Source organism: Alcaligenes sp. SORT26, assembly GCF_017377875.1.
Lineage (GTDB): Bacteria > Pseudomonadota > Gammaproteobacteria > Burkholderiales > Burkholderiaceae_B > Alcaligenes > Alcaligenes parafaecalis.
This window is the reverse complement of record NZ_CP070975.1, coordinates 3199163-3221641: the sequence shown is the minus strand read 5'-3', so window position 1 is coordinate 3221641 and position 22479 is coordinate 3199163. Positions and strand designations below refer to the sequence as shown.

19 protein-coding genes are annotated in these 22479 nt (G+C 56.9%); 8 read left to right on the top strand and 11 right to left on the bottom strand.

Annotation, left to right across the window (positions count from 1 at the left end; genetic code table 11):
- Window positions 1–65: 65 nt before the first annotated feature.
- From JYG33_RS14680 to JYG33_RS14665, 4 genes are read right to left on the bottom strand one after another with little or no spacing between them, the layout of a single operon-like run.
- Window positions 66–1130, bottom strand: a complete 1065-nt coding sequence (locus tag JYG33_RS14680; RefSeq protein ID WP_207872920.1) for a branched-chain amino acid ABC transporter permease — start codon at window positions 1128–1130, stop codon at window positions 66–68.
- A 12-nt stretch (window positions 1131–1142) separates the two neighbouring features.
- Window positions 1143–2072, bottom strand: coding sequence for a branched-chain amino acid ABC transporter permease (locus JYG33_RS14675; protein ID WP_207872918.1), 930 nt, complete (start codon window positions 2070–2072; stop codon window positions 1143–1145).
- An 11-nt stretch (window positions 2073–2083) separates the two neighbouring features.
- Window positions 2084–2884, bottom strand: a complete 801-nt coding sequence (locus JYG33_RS14670; protein ID WP_207872916.1) for an ABC transporter ATP-binding protein — start codon at window positions 2882–2884, stop codon at window positions 2084–2086.
- Entirely contained in the window at window positions 2884–4851 is a 1968-nt protein-coding gene (locus JYG33_RS14665; RefSeq protein ID WP_243430187.1) for an AMP-binding protein, read from the bottom strand. Before JYG33_RS14665 ends, JYG33_RS14670 begins: the two co-directional genes overlap by 1 nt.
- A 175-nt stretch (window positions 4852–5026) precedes the next feature.
- On the opposite strand from JYG33_RS14665, the gene JYG33_RS14660 reads away from it, so the two are divergent.
- Window positions 5027–5713, top strand: coding sequence for a Crp/Fnr family transcriptional regulator (locus tag JYG33_RS14660; protein ID WP_207872914.1), 687 nt, complete (start codon window positions 5027–5029; stop codon window positions 5711–5713).
- A gap of 29 nt (window positions 5714–5742) precedes the next feature.
- On the opposite strand, the gene JYG33_RS14655 is transcribed toward JYG33_RS14660, so the two are convergent.
- The gene (locus JYG33_RS14655; RefSeq protein ID WP_207872912.1) at window positions 5743–6711 is read right to left on the bottom strand and encodes a tripartite tricarboxylate transporter substrate binding protein; all 969 of its coding nucleotides are present in this window, start codon (window positions 6709–6711) and stop codon (window positions 5743–5745) included.
- A gap of 134 nt (window positions 6712–6845) precedes the next feature.
- Complete coding sequence (locus JYG33_RS14650; protein ID WP_207875875.1) at window positions 6846–7550, bottom strand: YggS family pyridoxal phosphate-dependent enzyme; 705 nt, start codon at window positions 7548–7550, stop codon at window positions 6846–6848.
- A gap of 194 nt (window positions 7551–7744) precedes the next feature.
- On the opposite strand from JYG33_RS14650, the gene JYG33_RS14645 reads away from it, so the two are divergent.
- The 6 genes from JYG33_RS14645 (at window position 7745) to JYG33_RS14620 (ending at window position 13339) form a co-directional block, all read left to right on the top strand.
- Window positions 7745–9034: a Glu/Leu/Phe/Val dehydrogenase gene (locus JYG33_RS14645; RefSeq protein ID WP_207872910.1), complete on the top strand. Its 1290-nt coding sequence runs from the start codon at window positions 7745–7747 to the stop codon at window positions 9032–9034.
- Window positions 9035–9192: 158 nt separating this feature from the next.
- Window positions 9193–9972, top strand: coding sequence for an amino acid ABC transporter ATP-binding protein (locus tag JYG33_RS14640; protein ID WP_243430186.1), 780 nt, complete (start codon window positions 9193–9195; stop codon window positions 9970–9972).
- Window positions 9973–10061: 89 nt separating this feature from the next.
- Window positions 10062–10871 (top strand): transporter substrate-binding domain-containing protein, encoded by an 810-nt coding sequence (locus JYG33_RS14635; RefSeq protein ID WP_207872908.1) that lies wholly within the window; start codon window positions 10062–10064, stop codon window positions 10869–10871.
- A gap of 18 nt (window positions 10872–10889) precedes the next feature.
- The gene (locus tag JYG33_RS14630; RefSeq protein ID WP_207872906.1) at window positions 10890–11603 is read left to right on the top strand and encodes an ABC transporter permease subunit; all 714 of its coding nucleotides are present in this window, start codon (window positions 10890–10892) and stop codon (window positions 11601–11603) included.
- Window positions 11600–12283: an ABC transporter permease subunit gene (locus tag JYG33_RS14625; RefSeq protein WP_153228792.1), complete on the top strand. Its 684-nt coding sequence runs from the start codon at window positions 11600–11602 to the stop codon at window positions 12281–12283. Before JYG33_RS14630 ends, JYG33_RS14625 begins: the two co-directional genes overlap by 4 nt.
- A gap of 66 nt (window positions 12284–12349) precedes the next feature.
- Window positions 12350–13339 carry an asparaginase gene (locus JYG33_RS14620; protein ID WP_207872904.1) on the top strand — a complete coding sequence of 330 codons (990 nt, stop codon included), beginning with the start codon at window positions 12350–12352 and terminating at the stop codon, window positions 13337–13339.
- 102 nt (window positions 13340–13441) lie between these two features.
- On the opposite strand, the gene JYG33_RS14615 is transcribed toward JYG33_RS14620, so the two are convergent.
- The 5 genes from JYG33_RS14615 to JYG33_RS14595 form a co-directional block, all read right to left on the bottom strand.
- Window positions 13442–14368 carry a pseudouridine synthase gene (locus JYG33_RS14615; protein ID WP_207872902.1) on the bottom strand — a complete coding sequence of 309 codons (927 nt, stop codon included), beginning with the start codon at window positions 14366–14368 and terminating at the stop codon, window positions 13442–13444.
- Window positions 14369–14468: 100 nt separating this feature from the next.
- Window positions 14469–17123: a TRAP transporter fused permease subunit gene (locus tag JYG33_RS14610; RefSeq protein WP_207872900.1), complete on the bottom strand. Its 2655-nt coding sequence runs from the start codon at window positions 17121–17123 to the stop codon at window positions 14469–14471.
- 180 nt (window positions 17124–17303) lie between these two features.
- Window positions 17304–18239 (bottom strand): TAXI family TRAP transporter solute-binding subunit, encoded by a 936-nt coding sequence (locus tag JYG33_RS14605; RefSeq protein WP_243430352.1) that lies wholly within the window; start codon window positions 18237–18239, stop codon window positions 17304–17306.
- 118 nt (window positions 18240–18357) lie between these two features.
- Window positions 18358–19254: a MurR/RpiR family transcriptional regulator gene (locus JYG33_RS14600; RefSeq protein WP_207872896.1), complete on the bottom strand. Its 897-nt coding sequence runs from the start codon at window positions 19252–19254 to the stop codon at window positions 18358–18360.
- 155 nt (window positions 19255–19409) lie between these two features.
- Window positions 19410–19688, bottom strand: a complete 279-nt coding sequence (locus JYG33_RS14595; RefSeq protein WP_207872894.1) for an acylphosphatase — start codon at window positions 19686–19688, stop codon at window positions 19410–19412.
- Between the two features lie 183 nt (window positions 19689–19871).
- Here JYG33_RS14595 and JYG33_RS14590 point away from each other — a divergent pair, with 183 nt between their 5' ends.
- Window positions 19872–22436 carry an EAL domain-containing protein gene (locus JYG33_RS14590; RefSeq protein ID WP_207872892.1) on the top strand — a complete coding sequence of 855 codons (2565 nt, stop codon included), beginning with the start codon at window positions 19872–19874 and terminating at the stop codon, window positions 22434–22436.
- Window positions 22437–22479 lie beyond the last annotated feature (43 nt).

Sequence of the window (22479 nt, the reverse complement as noted above, 5' to 3'; positions counted from 1 at the left end):
CCATTTGTCTAAGTACCCCATCCCGATTGGTGGGGCTGTTTTTGTAATGAACTGCCTACCTGCTATTAATGGGGGAAGGGCCACAAACGCAGCTTTTCCTTACCAATACTCCAGAGTCGAGCCAAACCGTGCGGCTCCACAATCAAGAAAAATACGATCAGGGCACCGAACACCATGTGTTCAATGTGCGAGGCGGTATCCACGCCAATCGACACGCCAAACCAGTGCGGCACGTTCGTCAGGAACACGGGCAGCAAGACCATGAAAGCGGCACCAAAGAAGCTGCCCACAATCGAGCCCAGACCACCGATGATGACGATGAACAGCAACTGCAAGGAACGGTTCAAGTCAAAGGCCAGCGGTTCCCAGGAACCCAGGTGTACAAAGGCCCACAAAGCACCAGCCACACCGATGATGAAAGAGCTGACGGCAAAGGCGGTGAGCTTGGCGTAGACCGGACGAATACCAATCACCTCAGCCGCCACGTCCATGTCACGAATCGCCATCCATTGACGCCCAATTGCACCACGCACCAGATTCTTGGCCAGGAGCGCGAACACCACCACAAACAGCAGCACAAACAAGTACTTTTGCATGGGAGTCTGAACAGGCAGACCGAAGGCGCTCAAGGCAGGCACGGACACGTTGCCCGATGGCGAATAGTTGGTGAAAAAGGCGATACGCAGGAAAGCCCAATCCACAAAGAACTGTGCGGCCAGCGTCGTAACAGCCAGGTACAGACCCCGAATACGCAAACTGGGGATACCGAAGGCCACACCCACCAAAGTAGCGAAGACGCCGCCCAGCAGGATCTGCAAGACCAGTGGCAGTTCCGGAATACGGACACCAAAGTTCCAGGCGGCGTAGGCACCCACAGCCATAAAGGCGCCCGAACCAATGGAAATCTGGCCGCAATAACCCACCAGAATGTTCAGGCCAATCGCTGCCAAGGACAGGATCAGAAAGGGGATCAGAATGGCTTGCAGGAAGTAGTTGGATGCCATGGCTGGCACCAGCAGGAATGCCACCAGCAACAAGCCCAACACCACATAGCGATCCTGGCGGATGGGAAAAATCTGCTGGTCAGCCCGATAGCTGCTTTTGAACTGACCATTTTCGCGGTAAATCATATCGACTCCACCTCAGACGCGATCAATAATCTTCTCGCCGAACAGACCTTGAGGTCGGAACAGCAAGAACACCAGGGCCAGCACATAAGCAAACCAGATCTCGATGCCGCCACCTACATAAGGGCCCAGATACACCTCGGACACCTTCTCGCCTACACCGATAATCAGGCCGCCCACAATGGCACCAGGCACCGATGTCAGACCACCCAGAATCACCACCGGCAAGGCGCGCAGCGCTGCAGTAGACAGGGTGAACTGCACTCCATACTTGGAGCCCCAGATAATGCCCGCCACCAGAGCCACCAAACCAGCCACGGTCCAGACCACGACCCAGATACGGTTCAGGGGAATACCAATGGATTGCGCTGCCTGGTGATCGTCCGCCACCGCACGCAGGGCACGACCTACGCTGGTGTATTGGAAAAACATGGCCAGGGCAGCCACCAGCAAGGCAGCAACCACCGCCGAGCTCAAGTCTTCCAGGCTGACCAGCACACCGCCTTCAAACACGGATTCCAGAATGAAAGCCGGGTCTTTGGGCATGCCCACATCAATGGAATACACGGAGCTGCCAAACACGATCTGGCCCAGGCCATCGAGCAGATAGCTGATACCGATGGTGGCCATCAGCAAGGTTGTGCCTTCCTGGTTGACCAGATAACGCAGCACCCAGCGCTCAATCACGACAGCCAGCACAAACATCAAGATGGCCGAGACAATGAAAGCCAGCACATTGCCTAAAATGCCAGGCTCCATGCCCAGCAACTGCGGAATCCACTGAGACAGACGGGCCATGGCCAGTGCGGCCACCAGCACCATTGCGCCCTGTGCAAAGTTAAAGACACCCGATGCTTTGAAGATCAGGACAAAGCCCAGCGCGACCAGGGCGTACAACATCCCGCTCATCAGCCCGCCCAGCAAAGTTTCAAGAAAAAATGCCATGTCCGTTCCCCTCAATGGCCAGCGCCAAGATAGGCGCGGATGACGTCCGGGTTTTGTCGTACTTCGTCAGGAACCCCGTCACCAATTTTCTTGCCATAGTCCAGGACCACCACGCGGTCCGAAATGTCCATGACTACGCCCATATCGTGTTCAATCAAAACAATCGTGGTGCCGTACTCTTCGTTCACATCCAGAATGAAGCGACACATATCCTGCTTTTCTTCGATGTTCATGCCCGCCATGGGCTCGTCCAGCAGCAGAATGCTCGGTTGCATCGCCAGCGCCCGACCCAGGTCAACCCGTTTTTGCAGGCCGTAAGGCAGACGTCCTACCGGCGTTTTGCGGTAGGCCTGAATCTCCAGGAAGTCGATAATGCCTTCCACGTATTCACGGTTGCGAATCTCTTCACGCTCGGCCCCGCCCAGTCGGAAAGCCTGGGCAAACACCCCGCTTTTCATGTGCAGATTGCGGCCGGTCATGATGTTGTCCAGCACACTCATGCCCTTGAACAGCGCCAGGTTCTGGAAGGTACGGGCAATGCCCTGCTCTGCCGTGTGACGCGAGTTCATGCGTGCATAACTCTGGTCCCGCAAGACAATCTCGCCTTGTTGTGGTGCATACACGCCGTTGATGACGTTCAGCATGGAGCTTTTGCCTGCCCCGTTCGGGCCGATGATGGAGCGGATCTCGTGTTCACGAATGTTGAACGAGATATCGGTCAAGGCTTTCACACCACCAAAGGACAGCGAAATATTCTTCAAATCCAGTACTACAGGGCCAATGCGACGGCCCGGCGTTTGCGCCTCAGTCATCATGCGCTCCTTGCTGCTACGTCTGTCATGCGCTCAATGTGCAGGTCTGCCGAGATGCGACCGCTGCGCCCATCCTCAAACTTCACTTCAGTCTCCACAAACTGTCTGTCCAAGCCGCTGAACAAGGCATCGACCAGCACCTTGTACTTCTGTGCGATAAAGCCGCGACGTACTTTGCGGGTACGGGTCAGTTCATCGTCATCGGGGTCCAGCTCTTTGTGCAGAATCAGGAAGGCATTGATGCGCGAACCAGCCAGCTTGGGATCGGACGCCAGATCTTCGTTGACCTGTGCCACGCAATCGCGAATCAAGGCGTAGACCTCGGGCTTGCCTGCCAGGTCGGTGTAACCGGCATAGGGCAGGTTGCGACGCTCGGCCCAGTTGCCCACGGCTTCCAGATCAATATTGATAAAGGCGCACACTTCTTCCTGGCCATCGCCAAACGCCACGGCTTCTTTGACGAAGGGGAAGAACTTGAGCTTGTTTTCGATGTACTTGGGTGCAAACAAGGAGCCATCAGCCAGCTTGCCCACGTCCTTGGCCCGGTCGATGATCTTTAACTGACCATCGGTGTCCAGATAACCGGCATCACCCGTGTGATACCAACCGTCCTCGGTAAAGGACTCGGCGGTGGACTCGGGGTTGCGGTAATACTCTTTGAACAGGCCAGGGCTACGCACCTGAATTTCACCGTTATCGGCCACACGGATTTCCACGCCTCGTACAGGTGGGCCAACCGTGTCAGGACGCACATGACCATCTTGCTGCACACATACGAACACGGAAGTTTCAGTGCCGCCGTACAACTGCTTCAAGTTGATGCCGATCGAGCGGTAAAACGTGAACAGATCAGGGCCAATCGCTTCACCTGCCGTGTAGGCTACCCGCACCCGACTCATTCCCAGTGCATTGCGCAAAGGGCCATAAATCAGGGCATTGCCCATGGCGTAGCAAAGGCGATCCCACAGGCCCACGCCGGGGCTCTTGTCCAGAATCTTGACGCCAACCCGGTTTGCCAAGGCCATGCAGCGCTTGAACAGGGCACGCTTCAAGGCACCCGCATCTTCCATGCGAATGGTGACCTGCGTCAGCAAGCCTTCCAGCACGCGGGGAGGGGCAAAATAGTACGTTGGGCCAATGTCGTGCAAATCGATGGACACGGTTTCGGGCGACTCGGGGTGATTCACCGTAAAACCCGTGACCAGAAACTGGGTGTAGGAAAACATGTTCTGCCCAATCCAGGCAGGCGGCAGATAGGCCAGCACTTCCTCGGCATCGGTCAGCGATTCCAGTTCCTGAATGGCCAGGCCACGATCCACCAAAGCCGCATGCGTCAGCACGACACCTTTGGGTTTGCCGGTGGTGCCGGAGGTATAGAACATGGCGGCCGCATGGTCAGGCGTAATCGCTTTCCAGATACGACGGACATAGTCCGGATCACGCGCTAGTTGCAAGCGCCCCTGCTCCATAACTTGTTCGATGAACTGCAATTGCTCGTACTGGTAATTGCGCAGACCGCGTGGGTCGTCGTAAATCAGCGCATCCAGGTCGGGGCACTGGTCCCAGACTTCCAGCAGCTTGTCGACCTGCTCCTGATCTTCGACCACGGCCACACGGATGCTGGCATCCAGCAAAACGTGCAACATTTCCTGGGCCACGGCATCCTGATACAAGGGCACAGGGACAGCGCCCAGCATTTGGGCCGCCATCATGGCAAGATACAAACGCGGGCGGTTCTCACCGATCACCGCAACGTGCTGTCCGTCTTTGACACCCAGCCCGGCCAGGCCCGCAGCCAGTTGCTCGGCCTGTTCAGCCAGCTCCCGCCACGTCCAGGTCTGCCAGATTCCCAGGTCTTTTTCGCGCATGGCGATATTGCTGCCGCGCACCTGGGCATGGTGTTCTATCCAGGCTGGGAAGGTGCCGGGTAAACCCGCTACCTGCTCTTTATCCATCCGCACAACCATGTCTCCTCCGAATTTTCCCGGCTTGTTATGGTCCAGGAGGCTGCTTATGATTGAGACCGAAGGCGAACTTGATGCCCTCACGCTATTTGCAGCCTGTTATTAATCAAGTTATCGGCTGCCCGTCCCGAAGATTGTCACGGACATGACATTCGACCTTTATCGAGGGTTAATCCTCATGCATGTTGTAGATGCTTTATCCGAGCGAGCCGCCTGGTTTCGCCTGTTGACACCGGAGCTGCAAGAGCGTGTCCGGCGCGATACTTTGGTCACTGAGTACGAGGCTGGCGCCATTGTGGAACGCAAGGGAGAGCGCGCCACCGCCTGGATTGGCGTGCTGTCAGGTTTGCTCAAAGTGTCGGTAGGAAATTCCGAAGGCAAGATTGCCTCCATGACCGGCGTACCCGCCGGTGGCTGGATTGGCGAAGGCTCCTTGCTCAAGAACGAGGAACGTAAATACGATGTTGTCGCCTTGCGCGACAGCCAGGTGGCCCGACTGCCCGCGCATAGTTTTAACGACTTGCTGGACCAGAGCATTGCATTCAACCGCTACCTCCTGCATCAGCTCAATGAACGTGTGGCGCAATTTATCGGCAAGGCCGAGTACAACAGCCTGTCTACGCCCGATGCCCGCGTGGCACGTTGTCTGGCAGAGCTGTTCAACCCGCTGCTCTACCCCGGAAAAGGTCTGCGCCTGGACATTACCCAAGAAGAAATTGGCTATCTGGCCCGCGTCTCGCGCCAGCGTGCCAACCAGGCATTGCGCCAGCTTGAAAACGAGGGCTTGCTGCTGATCAAGTATGGTGGCGTCCAGGTTGTAGACCTGGACGGCCTGAAACGCTACGGCGATGAGTATGCCGCCTGATTATGCGGCCACTGTGGGCCGCATCAACATCAATCCATACGGATACCGGCACGCTCGATAACCGTGGCCCATTCAGCGCGTTCACGCTGAGCGTAGGCCTGGAATTCATCGGGCGTCATGGGCATGGGTTCTACGCCCATATCGCGGATCCGCTGGGCCAGCTCAGGCGTTTTCAGGGCCTGCATCAAATCCTGGCTCAAGCGTTGACGAGCAGCCTCATCCATCTTGGGTGGCCCCACGATGCCCTGCCAAGCGTAGGCGTAGAAGTCGGCGATACCCGCTTCGGCCATGGTGGGCACGTCAGGCAGCAAGCCACTGCGCTCAGGCGTGGCAACGGCTAGCACCCGCAGTTTGCCTGCCTTGATGTTGGACAGTGCTGCCGCGGAGTCCACAAAGGACATATCCACCTGACCACCTAACAAATCCTGAATCGCAGGGGCGGCACCCTTGTAGGGCACATGCACGATCTTGGTGTCCGTGCGCTGCTTGAACATTTCCAGTGCCAGATGGTGTGGGGAGCCACTGCCAGCGGACGAAGACGTCAGCTTTTCAGGCTGTTTACGCGCGGCTTCCAGCAAATCTGCCACCGTCTTGTACGGAGACTCTTGTGGCACCGCCAGCATCAGGGGAAAACGAGCCAGACCGCCAACATACGTGAAGGCCGCCGGATCGTATTGCAGCTTGCTGTACAGGGAGGAGTTGAACGCCAACGTACCTGAATCAGCCGTTCCTACGGTATAGCCATCCGGCTTGGCATTGCTGACGTAGGTTGCACCAATAATGGTGGCCGCCCCCGGCTTGTTTTCCACAATCAGCGTCTGGCCCAGGCTGCTTTCCAATTGTTTGGCGACCAGTCGGGCAATCACATCTGAACCGCCCCCTGCGGGATAAGGCACTACCCAAGTCACGGCAGACTGGGGCCAGTCTGCTGCCATCGCCGTCCCTGTCAGGCTGGCGCTTAGCAACAGCACACCGGCTCCAAAGTTCTTCCAATGCATGATGTCTCCTCCATGCGTGCAGATAGCGCTTTTGGCGCTATTCTTTTTAAGTGTTAAGCATCCCGTCCGGGATGCGCAGAGACATTATGCGCGGACAGCCGTGCGCAGGGCATTAGTAACGATGCTGATATCGATTAACGATAATCGCGTGCGCCAAACAGAGCCGAACCCACCCGCACTTCGGTAGAACCTTCCTGAATCGCCAGCTCGAAATCCCCGCTCATGCCCATGGACAGGCCTTGCACCTGCTCGTAGCCCAGCTCGACCAGACGATCTCGCCATTGGCGCAACTGGACAAAACAGGCGCGTACGGCCTGAGGGTCGTCGCTATTGACGGCCATTGTCATTAGCCCACGTACTTTCAAGGTATCCAGTGAACGCAAAGACTGCATAAAAGCAGGCAACTCGTCCGGGGCCAAACCAAACTTGCTGGGCTCGGGCGACGTTTTGACTTGAATCAGTACATCCAGGCTGCGCTGCTCTGTTTGCAGGCTTCGATCCAGAGCCTGAGCCAGCGATAAACGGTCCAAAGACTGCACTTCGCTGGCTAAGCGTGCGATGTCTTTAGCCTTATTGCTCTGCAGATGGCCTATCATCACCCACTGCACCGCGCGATCGGCCAGCTCTGCCTGCTTGTCCCGAATCTCCTGAACCTTGTTCTCGCCCATTCGTGACAAGCCCAAATCCAGGGCTTGAGCCAGCACGGGCACAGGAAAGGTTTTGCTTACCGGTAAAAGAGCCACCGCATCAGCAGGGCGGCCGGCCTGCAAGCAAGCCTGTTCGATGCGTTGACGCAACTGCGCCAAGCGACCAGAAAGGGAAGAGTCAGAAGAAGCCATCAATGCACACGCACCCAGATAAAACCATCGCAAACGCTGCAAACACAACAGCGGCCATTTCCGATAGCATAACTGTTGCACACGGCCACCGCTAAGCCAATCCACAGCGTGTTTGCCGGGCTCTGCGTCTGTGCGCAACCACACGTCTTCACTGTGTACTCGTATCCCGTTTCCCCAACCTTATCGAGGAGCTCATGACAGATCGTCCCACCCATGCTTTGCCGTCATACCTGAACGCCGACGACGTCGGCCCCTGGGGTATTTATCTCGAACAAGTGGAGCGAGTCACTCCTTATCTGGGCAAACTGTCCCGATGGGTTGAAACACTCAAGCGCCCCAAGCGCACACTGATTGTCGACGTACCCATTGAACTGGATAACGGCACCGTGGCCCACTTTGAGGGCTATCGCGTTCAACACAATACTTCCCGTGGCCCAGGCAAGGGCGGCGTGCGCTACCACCAGGACGTAACCCTGTCCGAAGTGATGGCCCTGGCTGCCTGGATGTCGGTGAAATCGGCGGCGGTGAATCTGCCTTTTGGCGGTGCCAAGGGCGGTATTCGTATTGATCCACGCAACCACTCCCAGGCCGAGCTGGAGCGCATCACGCGCCGCTACACCAGCGAAATCGGAGTGATCATCGGCCCTAACAAAGACATTCCCGCACCGGACGTGAATACCAACGCCCAGACCATGGCCTGGATGATGGACACCTATTCCATGAACGTGGGCGGCACCAGCACAGGCGTAGTCACCGGCAAACCCGTGTCCCTGGGCGGCAGCCTGGGCCGTGTGGAAGCCACAGGCCGCGGCGTATACACAGTAGGCTGCGAAGCCGCCCGCGATGCCGGTATCGATCTGAATGGCGCCCGCGTCATTGTGCAAGGCTTCGGTAACGTGGGTGGCACCGCCGCCCGCCTGTTCCAGGAAGCCGGTGCCAAAGTGCTGGCCGTACAGGATCACACCGGCACCGTGTACAACGCCAATGGTCTGGATGTACTGGCCTTGCTGAACCACATGGAACAGCACAAAGGTCTGGCCGGTGCGCCCAACACGGAAGCCATCTCCAATGAAGACTTCTGGCATATCGAAACCGATTTGCTGATTCCTGCTGCCCTGGAAGGCCAGATCAACAAAAACAATGCAGAACGCATCCGCGCCCGCATTGTGATTGAAGGTGCCAACGGCCCCACCACCCCCGAAGCCGACGACATTCTGAACGACAAGGGCGTGACCATTGTTCCGGACGTGGTCGCCAACGCCGGTGGCGTGACCGTGTCCTACTTCGAGTGGGTCCAGGACTTCTCCAGCTTCTTCTGGACCGAGGACGAGATCAACAACCGTCTGGAAATGATGATGCGCTCGGCCTACACCACGGTGGCGGCGGTTGCCAAAGAGCACAACGTCACCTTGCGTACGGCTGCCTTTATTGTGGGTTGCGCCCGCATTCTGGAATCTCGTCAGGTACGCGGTCTGTATCCCTAAGCTGATAAGACGGCGTACTCGGTTTATGCCGCTTTTTATGAGCAAAATACAGCGCTGGTGCGAAAAAAACAGGGGGAAAGCGGTAGAATCGGGCATCCAGGATATGACACCCGTATGAAACCCTTACCCCCTTTCTCTTTGACCGCAAGGACGTTGCTGTGAATACCAATGACCTGAACGCGGCGGTCCAGGTTCGCGACATCCACAAACGCTTTGGCACCAACGAGGTGCTCAAGGGCATTTCCCTGCAAGCTCACAAGGGCGATGTGCTCTCCATTATTGGTGCCTCCGGCTCGGGCAAAAGTACCCTGCTGCGCTGCATTAACCACCTGGTCGTGCCTGATCAGGGCGAGATCCAGATCGGTGCCGACATTTTGCGCAGCCATCGCAATCGCAAAGGGGAATGCCAGACGGACAACCCGCGCCTGCTGGAACAAGTCCGCGCCCGCTTGGGAATGGTGTTTCAGAACTTCAACCTGTGGTCGCACCGCACGGTGCTGCAAAACGTCACCGAAGGCCCGATTCATGTCAAAGGCCGCTCGGCCCGTGAAGCTGCCGATTACGCCCGAGAACTGCTGGGCAAGGTGGGGTTGAGCAACAAATGCGATGCTTACCCGGCCGAGCTGTCCGGCGGCCAGCAGCAACGCGTGGCCATTGCCCGTGCGCTGGCCATGGACCCGGATGTCTTGCTGTTTGACGAGCCGACGTCGGCGCTGGACCCGGAAATGGTGGGTGAAGTGCTACGCGTGATTCGCCAGTTGGCCCAGGAAGGCCGCACCATGATTCTGGTGACCCACGAAATGAATTTTGCGCGTGACGTGTCTTCCGAGACCATTTTCATGCACAACGGCCTGATTGAAGAACGTGGTCACCCCAAAGACTTGTTCGATAGGCCACAATCCGAGCGTCTACAGCAGTTTCTACAACCAATGCAGTAAGATCATCGCTTCGTGAATACGACACCGGCTGGAAAACCAGCAGGGCTAATACGGCCCTCACCAGCCTATCCACAAAGGAGAGCCAGACCATGAGTTTCCTCAGCAAGACCCTGATCTGTGCCAGCCTGGCCCTGTTGGGCTCCCAGGCTGCAATGGCAGACACCCTGAAAATTGGTACCGAAGGCGGTTACCCGCCATGGAGCATGGTAGATGCAGCCGGTAAAGTCACCGGCTTTGACGCCGACGTGGGCGCTGCCCTGTGCAAAGAGCTGAATAGCGACTGCAAATTCATCGTGCAAGCCTTTGACAGCCTGATCCCTTCGCTGGATGCCAAGCGCTTTGACCTGATCATCTCGGGCATGTCCTACACCCCCGAGCGTGCCAAGCGCGTGAACTTCAGTATTCCTTACGCCGTTGAAGATGCCATTTTCGTTCTGCCCAAGAGCAGCGACCTGGTTGGCGCCGACAACGAACAAGCTATTTTTGACGGCCTGGCTGGCAAAACCATTGGCGTTCAAGGCGGCACCACCCACGGCGCTTTCCTGTCCAAGAAAGCCCCCAAGACCACCGTCAAGAACTACGAGACTCTGGACCAGATGCAAATCGATCTGGACGCCGGTCGTCTGAACGGCACCTTTGCCGACCTGACTTCCCAGTCCAAGTTCCTGCATAAAGTGGGCGAGCAAAACTTTGCCTTGTCCAAACTGGTCATCAAAGGCTCTTCCGACCCTGAAACCCTGGGTTATGGCATTGCCGTCGGTATTCACAAAGACAATGCAGAGCTGAAAGCCAAAGTTGACGCTGCCCTGTGCAAGCTGATCGACGATGGCACCGTCAAGACCGCCAGCGAAAAGTGGTTTGACATCGATATCGCCAACTACGAGATCTGCAAGAAATAAGTCGAGAAGTACCACTTGATGCTAGAGACCATTTTTAATGTGCTGCGCGAAGGCTGGGGCTGGATGTTCCTTCGCGGAGCAGCAATGACCTTGCTGATCTCCGTTTTGGGCATGGCCCTTGGCGTAGTCATTGGGATTACAGGAGCCAGCATCAAGACCAACGGGCCACGCTGGCTGCGTGGCCCCGTTAGCCTGTACACCACGGTTGTTCGCAGTATCCCCGAGCTGCTCATCATCTACCTGCTGTTTTTTGGCTCGGTGCAAGTTGTCGCCGATCTGGCCGATTTCATGCGCATGGAAGATGTGATGACGCGCTGGTTCCCCGCGCTGGTCGGCATTTTGGCCATAGGCCTGATTGCAGGCTCCTATAGCGTGGAAGTATTTCGCGGTGCCTTGCAAGCCATTCCCGAAGGCCAGATCGAGGCCGCCAAGGCCATTGGCATGTCGTCCTGGCAGCGCCTGCGCCGCATCATCCTGCCGCAAATGTTCTGGTACGCCCTGCCCGGTGCCAATAATGTCTGGCAGACCGCCCTGAAAGACACGGCCCTGATCTCCCTGGTGGGCCTGGTCGAGATCATGCGCGCTGCCACCCTGGGTGCCGCTAACACACGCGAACCCATGGCCATGTACCTGATTGCGGGTGTGCTTTATTTTCTGATTGGTGCCTGTAGTCAGGCCCTGTTTTTGCTGGCCGAGCGTTACACCGGCAAAGGCATGAGAGCCCGGGCATGATTGATCTGGAATTATTCAAGACCACTGTCGAAACCCTGTTCAAAGGGTTTGGCCTGAGTGTGTATATCGGCCTGTGGGGCATTGTGCTCTCGCTATTCATTGGCTTGTCGCTTGCCTTGATGCGCCAGTCCAATAGCCGCGCCCTGCGCAGCTTTGCCTTTAGCTACAGCACCCTGTTTCGCGGCACCCCCCTGCTGGTGCAATTGTTCCTGCTGTACTACGGCGTGGGCACCCTGAGCTTTGTAAAGGAATCACCCACTCTGTGGTGGCTGTTCAGCGACGGCATGCGCTGCGCAATTCTGGCCATTGGCCTGAACAGTGGCGCCTACGTCAGCGAAGTATTCCGTGGCGGTTTCCAGGCAGTGCCAGTGGGCCAGATTGAAGCAGCCAAATCCATAGGCATGTCCGCCTGGACACGGTTTCACCGCGTGGCCTTCCCCTTGGCAATCCGCCAGGCCCTGCCCGCCTATAGCAATGAAATTGTGCTGGCGATCAAAGGCACCAGTCTGGCCTCGACCATTGCTGTCATGGATCTGACCGGCCATGCCAAGCGCTTGATGAACCAGAACTACGCCATCATCGAAACATTTGTTATTGCAGGTTTGCTGTACCTGCTGATCAACTTTACTTTGCTGTCGGTGGTGCACCTGATCGAGCGCTGGCTGAAAGTACGCCGTTAACGCGGCGTTATCCTGAAGCAGTCTCTCCGCACCCCATAGCGCTACTACTGGACGCGGAACACTCTCATGCCGACACGCCCCAAACTGGCCCTGGTGGGCACAGGCGGCACCATCGCCGCCACGACCCAGTCCAATACTGGCCTGACTGATTACGACATCACCCAGGGCGTGCAAACGCTGTTGCAGGCTGTACCCGGCATTACCGAGCTGGCTGATCTGGAATGTCATCAGATTTTCAATGTGGACAGCCGGGCGATGGGCTCGCTAATGCTGCTGGAGCTGTCGCACAAGCTCAATGAGCTATTGGCCAGGCCGGATATCAATGGAGCCGTGATCACTCACGGCACCGACACGCTGGAAGAAAGCGCTTTTTTCCTGCACCTAACCCTGAAAACCGACAAGCCCGTGGTGATGGTGGCTGCCATGCGCCCCGCCTCGGCCCTGAGTGCAGACGGACCACTGAACCTGTATCAGGCCGTCCAGGTGGCCTGCTCTTCCCTGGCACAGGATCAGGGCGTGCTGGTGCTGCTGAACGACCAGATCCACAGTGCGCGCTTCCTGAGCAAACAACACACGACACAAACCAGTGCCTTCGGCTCGCCCGATGCTGGCCCCTTGGGCCTGGTTGCAGGCGGCCAGCCGCGCTTCATGATGCGTACTCTGCTGCCCCATACACACAGCAGCCTGTTCGATGTACGTTCCTTGCACAGTCTGCCTAAAGTCCAGGTCTTCTACGACCATCCCGACACCTTGGCCGAGCTATACCGCCATGCAGCGCAAAGTGGTGTGCAAGGCATTGTGGTGGCGGCAACCGGGAACGGCAGCCTGACACCCGGTGCGCTAGAAGGCGTCAGCCGGGCGCACAGACTGGGTGTGGTGTGTGTTCGGGCTTCGCGTATCCACGCGGGGCCTGTGACAGACAGCGCCTACGATGAAGACCACCACACGATCGCTGCGCACTATCTACCCGCGCAAAAAGCCCGAATCTTGTTGATGCTGTGTCTGGCAAGCAAACTGGAACACGACGAGATTGAGGGTATTTTTCGCGATTACTAAGTCGTGATCATGATGAGTCTTCAACAGCCAGACCGAATCAAGATCCGGGCTTGAGCCGTCGACTCGTCATTGGCAGCCCGCTATGCACAGACCATATCGCCACTAAACCAGCTCCAACTGACGCTGACTGCTGAAACGCCGTGACTGACCCGTTACGGGGTCTACAAATGCAATATGTCGAGCCAGTAACTGCAAGGGTTGGCTGAAGTCATCCGCATCGCGCTCCGGCAACAGCTCGGGATAGAACACATCATTGACGATGGGCGCCCCCAGGCTGCTTAGATGCACCCGCAATTGATGCTTGCGACCACTTTGAGGACGCAAGCGATACAGCGCCAGATGCTGCCCCTGCTCGGTATGCCATTGGCGCTCGCACACGATCTCAGTGCTGCTATTCGGTTCTCCGGCCACCTCTTCCATTACAAAGCGACCCGGCACCTCTTTCATGCGGCTACTGTACAGCAGCCCATTCACCAGCTTCTCTTGAAACGGCGCGACGGCTTCATATTCCTTCTCGATCTCGCCCTGCTGAAACAGAGACTGGTACGCACCACGAGACGCAGGATCACGGCAAAACAGCAAGATTCCCGCTGTTTCCCGGTCCAGCCTGTGAATAGGACTGATGTCATCCTCTCCAAAATCACGGCGCAAACGAGTCAAGGCGGTTTCGGACAAATAACGACCACCCGGCGTCGTTGCCAGGAAATGCGGTTTATCCACCGCAATCAAACGCTCATCCTTGTAAAGAACAGGCATCTCAAACGGCACCACTGCTTCGTTTTCCACCATACGGAAATACCATAGCCAACGCTCCGCCTGATAAGGCGAGCCGGGCTGTTGGCGGACTCCGTCCTGGTCCAGAATGTCGCCACGGGCCAGCCTCTCCAGCAGAACCTCGGGGCTGACATGGGGGAAGCGTTCCAGCAAGAACTCTTCCAGCAGGCGCCACGGGCCACGCGGGCACCATACTTTGCTGGGGCTGACCCCGTCACGCGACGCCAGGGGTGGGAGAGAACGAATAGATGTCATCACAAAAGCCAAACAGAAAACGGCCCGCTTGCGCAGCGGGCCTGAAATCCAGGGCCATTAGTGTACTACCAGCCGCCACAGAGGCGGCTGGCGCTTGAGATCAGGTTTGGGCAGCACCGTGTGCAGGCAAAGCACGCCGCATCCGCACACCCTGCCTTGTCCATAACCAGACCAGAATCAGGAATGCTGGAAGAAACACCCAGAACTCGGATGGACGATCGGGATGCGGCACTTTAACCTGCTGGATATCCCAGCCCTGCTCCCACCCCCCTCTGCGTGCCGAACTGCCAAAGGCAACCGATGCCACTTGAGCCGTGTCTCCAAAGGCCATGACCGTCAGACCTGCCAAAGAAAGGCGTTTGCTGGCCGCAGCCACACCCGTCGCCTGATCTCCTTCCGGCAAGGCTGGCAGGGACACGGCAACCGTTTTCTGCAAATCCTTGCCTTCCAGGTTCATCCCGGCCAGTTGCACCACCAGATTGCCCCCGTCCGGCGTGTTCTGCACCACCTGCATCAACTCGGAGGCGGGACGGCTTTGATACTTCTCGCTGACATGGTCCATGAACCAGTCCGGACGGAACAGCATGAACGTAACCAGCAACAGCAAGATCGTCTCCAGCCAACTGGTTTTGATACGCAGCCAGCCCATTGTTGCAGCCGCAAATGCCAGAGAAGCCACCGTTGCACCCAAGGCGACCAGAATCAGCTCCCAGACGCTATGTATGCCGATCAACAAGAGCATGGGGTTGAAGATGAACATGAAGGGCAGCACCGCCGTACGCATGGCATAAGTGACGCCCTGCACCCCGGTCTTGATCGGGTCCTCTCCTGAAATGGCAGCGGCTGCAAAGGTAGCTAACCCCACAGGCGGCGTAATATCCGCCATGATCCCGTAATAGAACACGAACATGTGGACTGCAATCAACGGGATCACCATTCCGCTTTGCGCCCCCAGCTCCACCACCACGGGTGCCATCAGTGTCGCCATCAGAATGTAGTTGGCGGTGGTGGGCATGCCCAAACCCAAAACCAGGCACACAGCGGCGGTAAAGAACAGCATCACCAGCACATTGCCCATGGAGACCAGCTCCACAAAAGCTGTCATGCGCAGGCCCAGACCTGTCAGGGTAATGGCTCCCACAATCAAGCCTGCTGTCCCGCAGGCAATCCCGATACCCACCATATTACGGGCGCCTTCCTGCAGTCCTGTCCAGACCTCACTGATACCCTGGCGCAGCGGTTGAGCCGTTGCCTGCTTGCGGAACCAGGCGATGATGGGACGCTGTGTGGCCATCTGAAACAACATGGCCATTACAGCCCAGAAAGCCGACAGACCGGCAGACATCACCTCTACTGTCAGACACCACACCAAAATGCCGATCGGAATCAGGAAATACAAACCGGCACGTACGGTAGGCCAAGGCTCAGGGCGCACCGGCGTCTTCACATTAATGTCGGTGGGCAGATCCTCGTGGTCTGCGGCCACTTTCAGCAGGAACACATACAGCACCAGCAGCAAAAGCAGCAAAATCCAGATCGCCGCATCACCGGCTACTGCCTGAACTCCAACACCTATCCAGTAGACCAGGCCCATCACAATCAAGGTGCCGGCGGTGCCCATGCCCCACCCCGCCAGTTTCTGGGTAAAGGTCTTGGGTTTGCCCGACGCCATCATGGGCTGAATACCCAACTTCAGCGCTTCCAGATGCACGATATAAAACAACGCGATGTATGAAATGACCGCAGGCAGCAAGGCATGCCGAATGATGTCGGTATATGGGATGCCTACATACTCAATCATCAGAAAGGCAGCCGCCCCCATGACTGGCGGCATGATCTGACCATTGACGGACGAGGCTGTTTCAATCGCCCCGGCCCGAATACCGCCATAGCCTGCTTTTTTCATCAGGGGAATAGTGAAAATACCGCCCGTCACCACATTGGCGACGGAAGAAGCCGACACAATCCCGTTCACGGCCGAGGAGACCACGGCAACTTTGGCCGGCCCGCCCCGCAAATGCCCCAGCAAGGCAAACGAAACCTGCATCATGTAATTGCCCGCCCCACAGCGATCCAGCAAGGAGCCAAGCAGTACAAAAATAAAGATATACGAGACCGAGACGCCCAGAGCAACCCCGTATACGCCCTCCGTAGTCAGCCACATATGCGAGACCAGACGCTGCAAGGAGGCACCCCGGTGAGACAAGGCATCGGGCAGCCAGGGACCCAGAAAAATATAGGCAATAAAAACAATCGCCAGTACCGCCATGGGCGCGCCCAAAGAGCGCCGCGTCGCCTCCAGTAGCAACACCAGACCCATACTGGCCACCACCACATCCATCGTGGTGGGGATACCGGGGCGAGTCGCCAATTCTTTATAGAAAAAGAACAAATACGAACCGCAAAAGGCCGCAATCAGTGCCAACAACCAGTCATGAATCGGAATCCTGTCCCGCGCGGACTGCTTGCGGGCAGGAAAAGCCAGATAAGCCAAAAACATGGCGATACCCAAATGCAGGGCACGCGCTTCAGTGTCATTGAAAATGCCCAAATTCAGGGCAAACGGCAGCGGAGAGGCATACCAAAGCTGAAACAAGGACCAGCCTATTGCAGCCAAAAACAAAACCATGCCTGCGGCACCAGTCACAGAACGGCCACCACGATCGACATCGGCAACCAGTTTTTCCAGTTCTGCCGCCTCATCCTGTGTCAGGGCGATGTCCGGCCCCGTTTTTTTATGTTCTTGTTGTGTCATTTACATTTGTCTCCAGGAAAACCTGGCGTGGAGCACCGGCACCGCCGACACCGTCAGCAAAGCACCCGATCTACCTGAGCCGGGCAGCCCAGGACCTCCAGACCAGAGGCAAGGTCACAGCTATGGCCATGACACTTGCGGCCAGGCTGGCACAGCCAGCCTGGTGTCAATCAGACTGTCTTACAGCAGCCCTTTTTCCTTGAAGTACTTTTCAGCCCCTTTGTGCAAAGGAGCAGACAGGCCATTTTTGACCATGTCCTCTTTCTTCAGATTCGCCAGTGCAGGATGCAGACGTTTGAAGTCATCAAAGTTGTCGAACACCGCCTTGACGACGTTGTAGACGGACTCTTCGGGCACATCCTCGGACGTCACAAAGGTCGCCAGAACACCATAGGTCTGGACGTCGTCAGGATTGTTGGGGTACAGACCACCAGGAATCGCGACCTTGGCATAGTAGGGATACGTCTCGACCAACTTGTCCACTGCAGGGCCGGTCAGAGGCACCAGCTTGGCGCCGCAAGAGGTAGTGGGATCCTGGATGTTGGCCGAAGGATGGCCTACACCATAGATAAAGCCGTCAATCTTGCCATCACACAGTGCCGGGCCGTGCTCATCCGGGCGCAGCTCCGAGGCCAACGAGAAAAAGCTGCTATCCAGTCCCATGGCCTGGAGCAACTGATCCATGGAGGCTCGCGTGCCCGAACCTGGATTACCTACGTTAAAACGCTTGCCCTTGAAGTCGTCGAACTTGCTGACATTGGCCTCTTTGCGAGACAGCACAGTAAAGGGCTCCGGGTGAATGGAGAATACCGAGCGCAGCTTCTTGTAAGCCCCGCCATCCTTGAACTGGCCTTCACCGTTGTACGCGTTGTAGCCCACATCAGACTGCACCACGCCCAGGTCCAGCTCGCCAGCTTTGATGGTATTGACGTTAAAGACCGAACCACCCGTGGACTCCACCGAGCAACGCACACCGTCAGTATCACGATCTTTATTCACCAGACGGCAAATGGCGCCACCCGCCGCGTAATACACCCCGGTCACACCACCAGTCCCGATACTGACAAACTTCTGCTGGGCGCTGGCAGGCAAGGGGCTGAGCAACATGGCGCACATAGCCGCTGTTGCACTAAGCGCCCACACCGTTTTCCTGCCTGTTTTTTTGCTAATGTGTTCCATCTTTGTGTCTCCCATGGGGTCTCCCCTGTTTGTATAGCCGGTACGACCGGTTTCTTTACGTAGACGAAGCGGAGCCAACCGCCTCGTCCTGTTGCCAATAAACTCCCTGACTTCGAAATGAGGACTCCAGTTGCGCCAGGCGCTGCACCACTGTCTTGCCGCCCAAGGTGGCGATTCGTGCCAATAAATGCTCGGCAACCGTGACGGTGCCCACTAGAGAATGAAAAAAACTGGCCGCTGGCTGCTCGCTGGTCTGTGTATCAAACAACAAGACATGCTCGGCGCCCTGCGCCACCGGAGACAGCACACTGTCCGTTATGGCGACCACGGTAATGCCACGCTGCACCGCCTGCTGCACACTATTGACCACTGTTTTCACATACGGAGCCTGGCTGATCACAATCAGCACACCCCCGCTGTCCAGGCCAGCCTCCAGCTCCAGAAACAAGTCCACAGCCCGGTTCAGCAGAACGCCGTTACCGCGTATCAATTGATACGCATAATGCATCTGGAACGCACAGGCAAAGCTCACTCCCAAACCCATAAAACCCACTTTGGAAGCACCCAGAATTGCCTGGGCACAAGCGTCTAGCGATCTGACGGGATTAAGCCTCAAGACAGACTCCAGGGCCATCTCCTGTTGCTCGCCCAGGTCCCGTATTTGTTGTTCTGAAGCCCGGTTGCCTTGCAAATTCTGGGCCCGCGCTGCCATCGTGCCGCCATTGCGATGCAATGCCTGCTGAAACGGCTCACGAAAGCAGTCATAGCTTTCGTAGCCCGCCGCTTTGGCCAGACGAAGCATCGTGGCCGGAGCAACGGACAACTCCTGCGCCTGCTTGCGCATGGACCACAGGCTGACTTCAACCGGGTGACGCTCCACCCATTGAGCAGCACGACGCAACTCGGGCGTCAGACCAGGCAAGATACGCTGCAAACGCAACAAGGGCTCCATTTTTCGTCCTACTCACACATCAACACAATAAAACGCATGTTAATCTGGAGAGCGTCAAAAAAAACAAATGTTTTCCTAGGGTTTGCCCGCTAATAACTATAATTATTTCTTTTTGGGGCGGGCCCAATCAACGCTGAGGTCGCCGCTCGCGCTTGCTAGCGAATCTCAAAAAAATCATACCGCTTGTCGGTATAAGAGCGCTGTATATCCACGTGCTCAACCACCGCCTGCTCGGGGCCGATATACAACCAGCTCACCATACTGTCTATGGCATCCGCGCTGCCCTGCAACAGCAGTTCTACCGAACCATCCGCCGCATTGCTGACCCAACCTCTGACGCCATACAAATGAGCGTGACGCAGGGCACTGGATCGAAACCCGACCCCTTGCACCCGCCCCTTAACACACACCTCTACCGTTTCACAATCCGCCATTAACCTGCTCCCTGCTATTTGTGCCCGAAATGTGGCAGCATCCGCCCCACATCTCGATATTCAGTTAAATTAGTCACATCATTGTTGCATGACCGCACCCGCCCCCGATTACCTGCTTTGTGCAGCCTCTACCCTATGAATTTGCCCCGCCTTCTTACTCTATCGCTGCGCAGGGCAACGCACATGCTAGGCATGCTGGCCCTCCTGGGGTTTCTGACACCCTTTGCCCATGCTGCACCGCACTCCCAACAGCATATTGTGCGCGTCGGAATTTACGAAAACCCGCCCAAACTTCTGCTGGACAGCCAGGCCCGCCCCGGTGGCATTATGGGCGAACTCTTGCTGGAAATTGCCAAGCGTGAAGGCTGGACCCTGGAAGCCGTACAGTGCGATTGGCAACAATGCCTGAACGCTCTGCAAAATGATCTGCTGGATATCGTGCCAGGCCTGGCTTATTCACCTGAACGAGCCGCTCTGTACAGTTTTCACAGCCGCGCTGTGCTGGAAGACTGGTCACAGATCTTCACGGGTAAAACCACCCATATCGGCGCACTCAATGACTTGAATGGCAAACGAATTGCCGTCATGAGCGGAACGCTGCAATTAACCCAGCTCTACAATATTTTGCAGAAACTGGAGCTGGGGTCCAAGCTGGTTATTACCGACTCCCAATACAGCGCACTGAAACTGGTGCAGAACAAACAGGCGGATGCCGCCGTCGTCGGCCATTTATTTGGGGTACGCCATGCGGGCGAACGCGGTCTGAAAACCGCCCCCATCCGGCTGGAGCCGACCAACACCTACTTTGTGACCGCCAAGGATCGACACCTGGATCTGCTGGCCGCCATTGATAGCCACATCAAGCAGTGGCAAGACAATAACGACCCGTTTTACACGGAAACGCTGAATCAGTGGGGTCTGCGCCTGATCGAAACACCGACCAAGCCCTGGATTATCCCCGCTCTACTGACGCTGGGTGTCTTGCTGACGATTGCCCTGCTAACCGTCACCCTGATGCGAATCGGCCTGCGCCGTCAGCGCAAGAAACTGGTCCGCACCGAGCACCATCTGCACACGGTGCTGGATGCCATTGATGCGTACGTCTACATCAAGGACGATCAGTTTCGTTATCAATACGCCAACCGCAAACTGTGCGAGGACCTGAACTACACCACGGCCAGTATCGTGGGTAAAACTGATCAGGACTTGTACGCCAACAAGCAGACCATCAACGAGTTTCGTCACAACGACGAGCAGGTGCTGTACAGCGGCGAACGACTGGCCGTAGAAGAAGTCGTACGCGACCGCAAGGGCGATATTCGCGCAACCTTCTTCTCCATCAAAATGCCGGTCAAAGACCCCGAGACCCGGCAGACCAGTCTGTACTGTATCTCCACCAATATCTCGGCCCTGAAAGCCACCCAGTCGGAGAACTACCGGCTGGCTTTCTACGACCCGCTGACCGAACTGCCCAACCGCCGCCTGCTGCTGCAACGTCTGGAACGTCACCTGCAAACCATAGAGCCGTACAAACGGCCCGGTGCGCTGTACTTTCTGGATCTGGATCGCTTCAAGCACATTAACGATGCTCGCGGGCACGCGATCGGTGATGCCCTGCTGCGTAAAGTCGCACGCCGCCTGTCCCTGATTATTGATCCCCAGGACATCGTGGCTCGCCTTGGCGGAGATGAATTCGTCATCCTGAAAATCCTGCATCCCGGCACCGTGCGCGACTGCTACAAAGAAGCGCTGGAATTTGCCGAACTGGTGCGCACAAGGCTGGAAGAACCCTACAGCATCGAAGGTCACTCCTATCTGAGCAGTAGCAGTATTGGTCTGGCCCTGATTACCGACAGCACGCTGACCTCGGAAGACCTGATGCGGCAGGCCGACACGGCCATGTATCGCTCCAAGGAAAACGGCCGCAACCAGATCACCTTGTACGAGCCCGGCATGCAAGAGGCGGTCGAGGAGCATCTGAACCTGCAGCATGACCTGCGTTTTGCGATTGGCTCAGATCAATTGCGCCTGTTCGTACAGTCTCAATACGACAAGCAAAACCGCATTTGCGGGGCCGAAGTGCTGCTGCGCTGGCTACACCCTACTCGCGGCATGCTGACACCCAATCTGTTCATTCCGCTGGCAGAAAGCACGGATCTGATCACCCCGCTGGGCGACTGGATCATGGCCTCGGTCTGTGATTTGCTGCTGCAAACCCAGGAGTGCAACTTCCCGATTTCCATCAATGTCAGCCCGATTCAGTTCCGCCGCCCCGACTTTGCCCGCCGCACGCGTCAGATTCTGGAAAGCAGCGGCGCACCCGCCCACCGCTTGATCTTTGAAATTACCGAAGGGGTGCTGATGGAGGACTTTGCCTCTGCCAACAGCATGATGCGCGAGCTGAAAGACGTGGGTATCCGCTTTTCCATGGACGACTTCGGCACGGGCTACTCCAACCTGGCGGCCATCCGCCGCTTGCCCCTGTACGAGTTGAAAATGGACCGCAGCCTGATCCTGGGCGTGCCTATGGAACAGGAAGCCAATGCCATTGTGCGCACCGTACTGGCGATGGCCCGACAATTGGGACTGCATGTGGTGGCGGAAGGCGTGGAAAACGAACAGCAAAAAGAGTTCTTGCTACGCCGTGGCTGCCACGCCCTGCAAGGCTATCTGTTCTGTGCGCCTCAATTGGTGGAGCAGTGGCTGGAGGTGATTCAGCAAGACTGCGGGCCGGTGGAGCCGCAGTAAGCTCCAGCATCGCCTATGTAAAATTTGTCGGCAACTGGTCTGA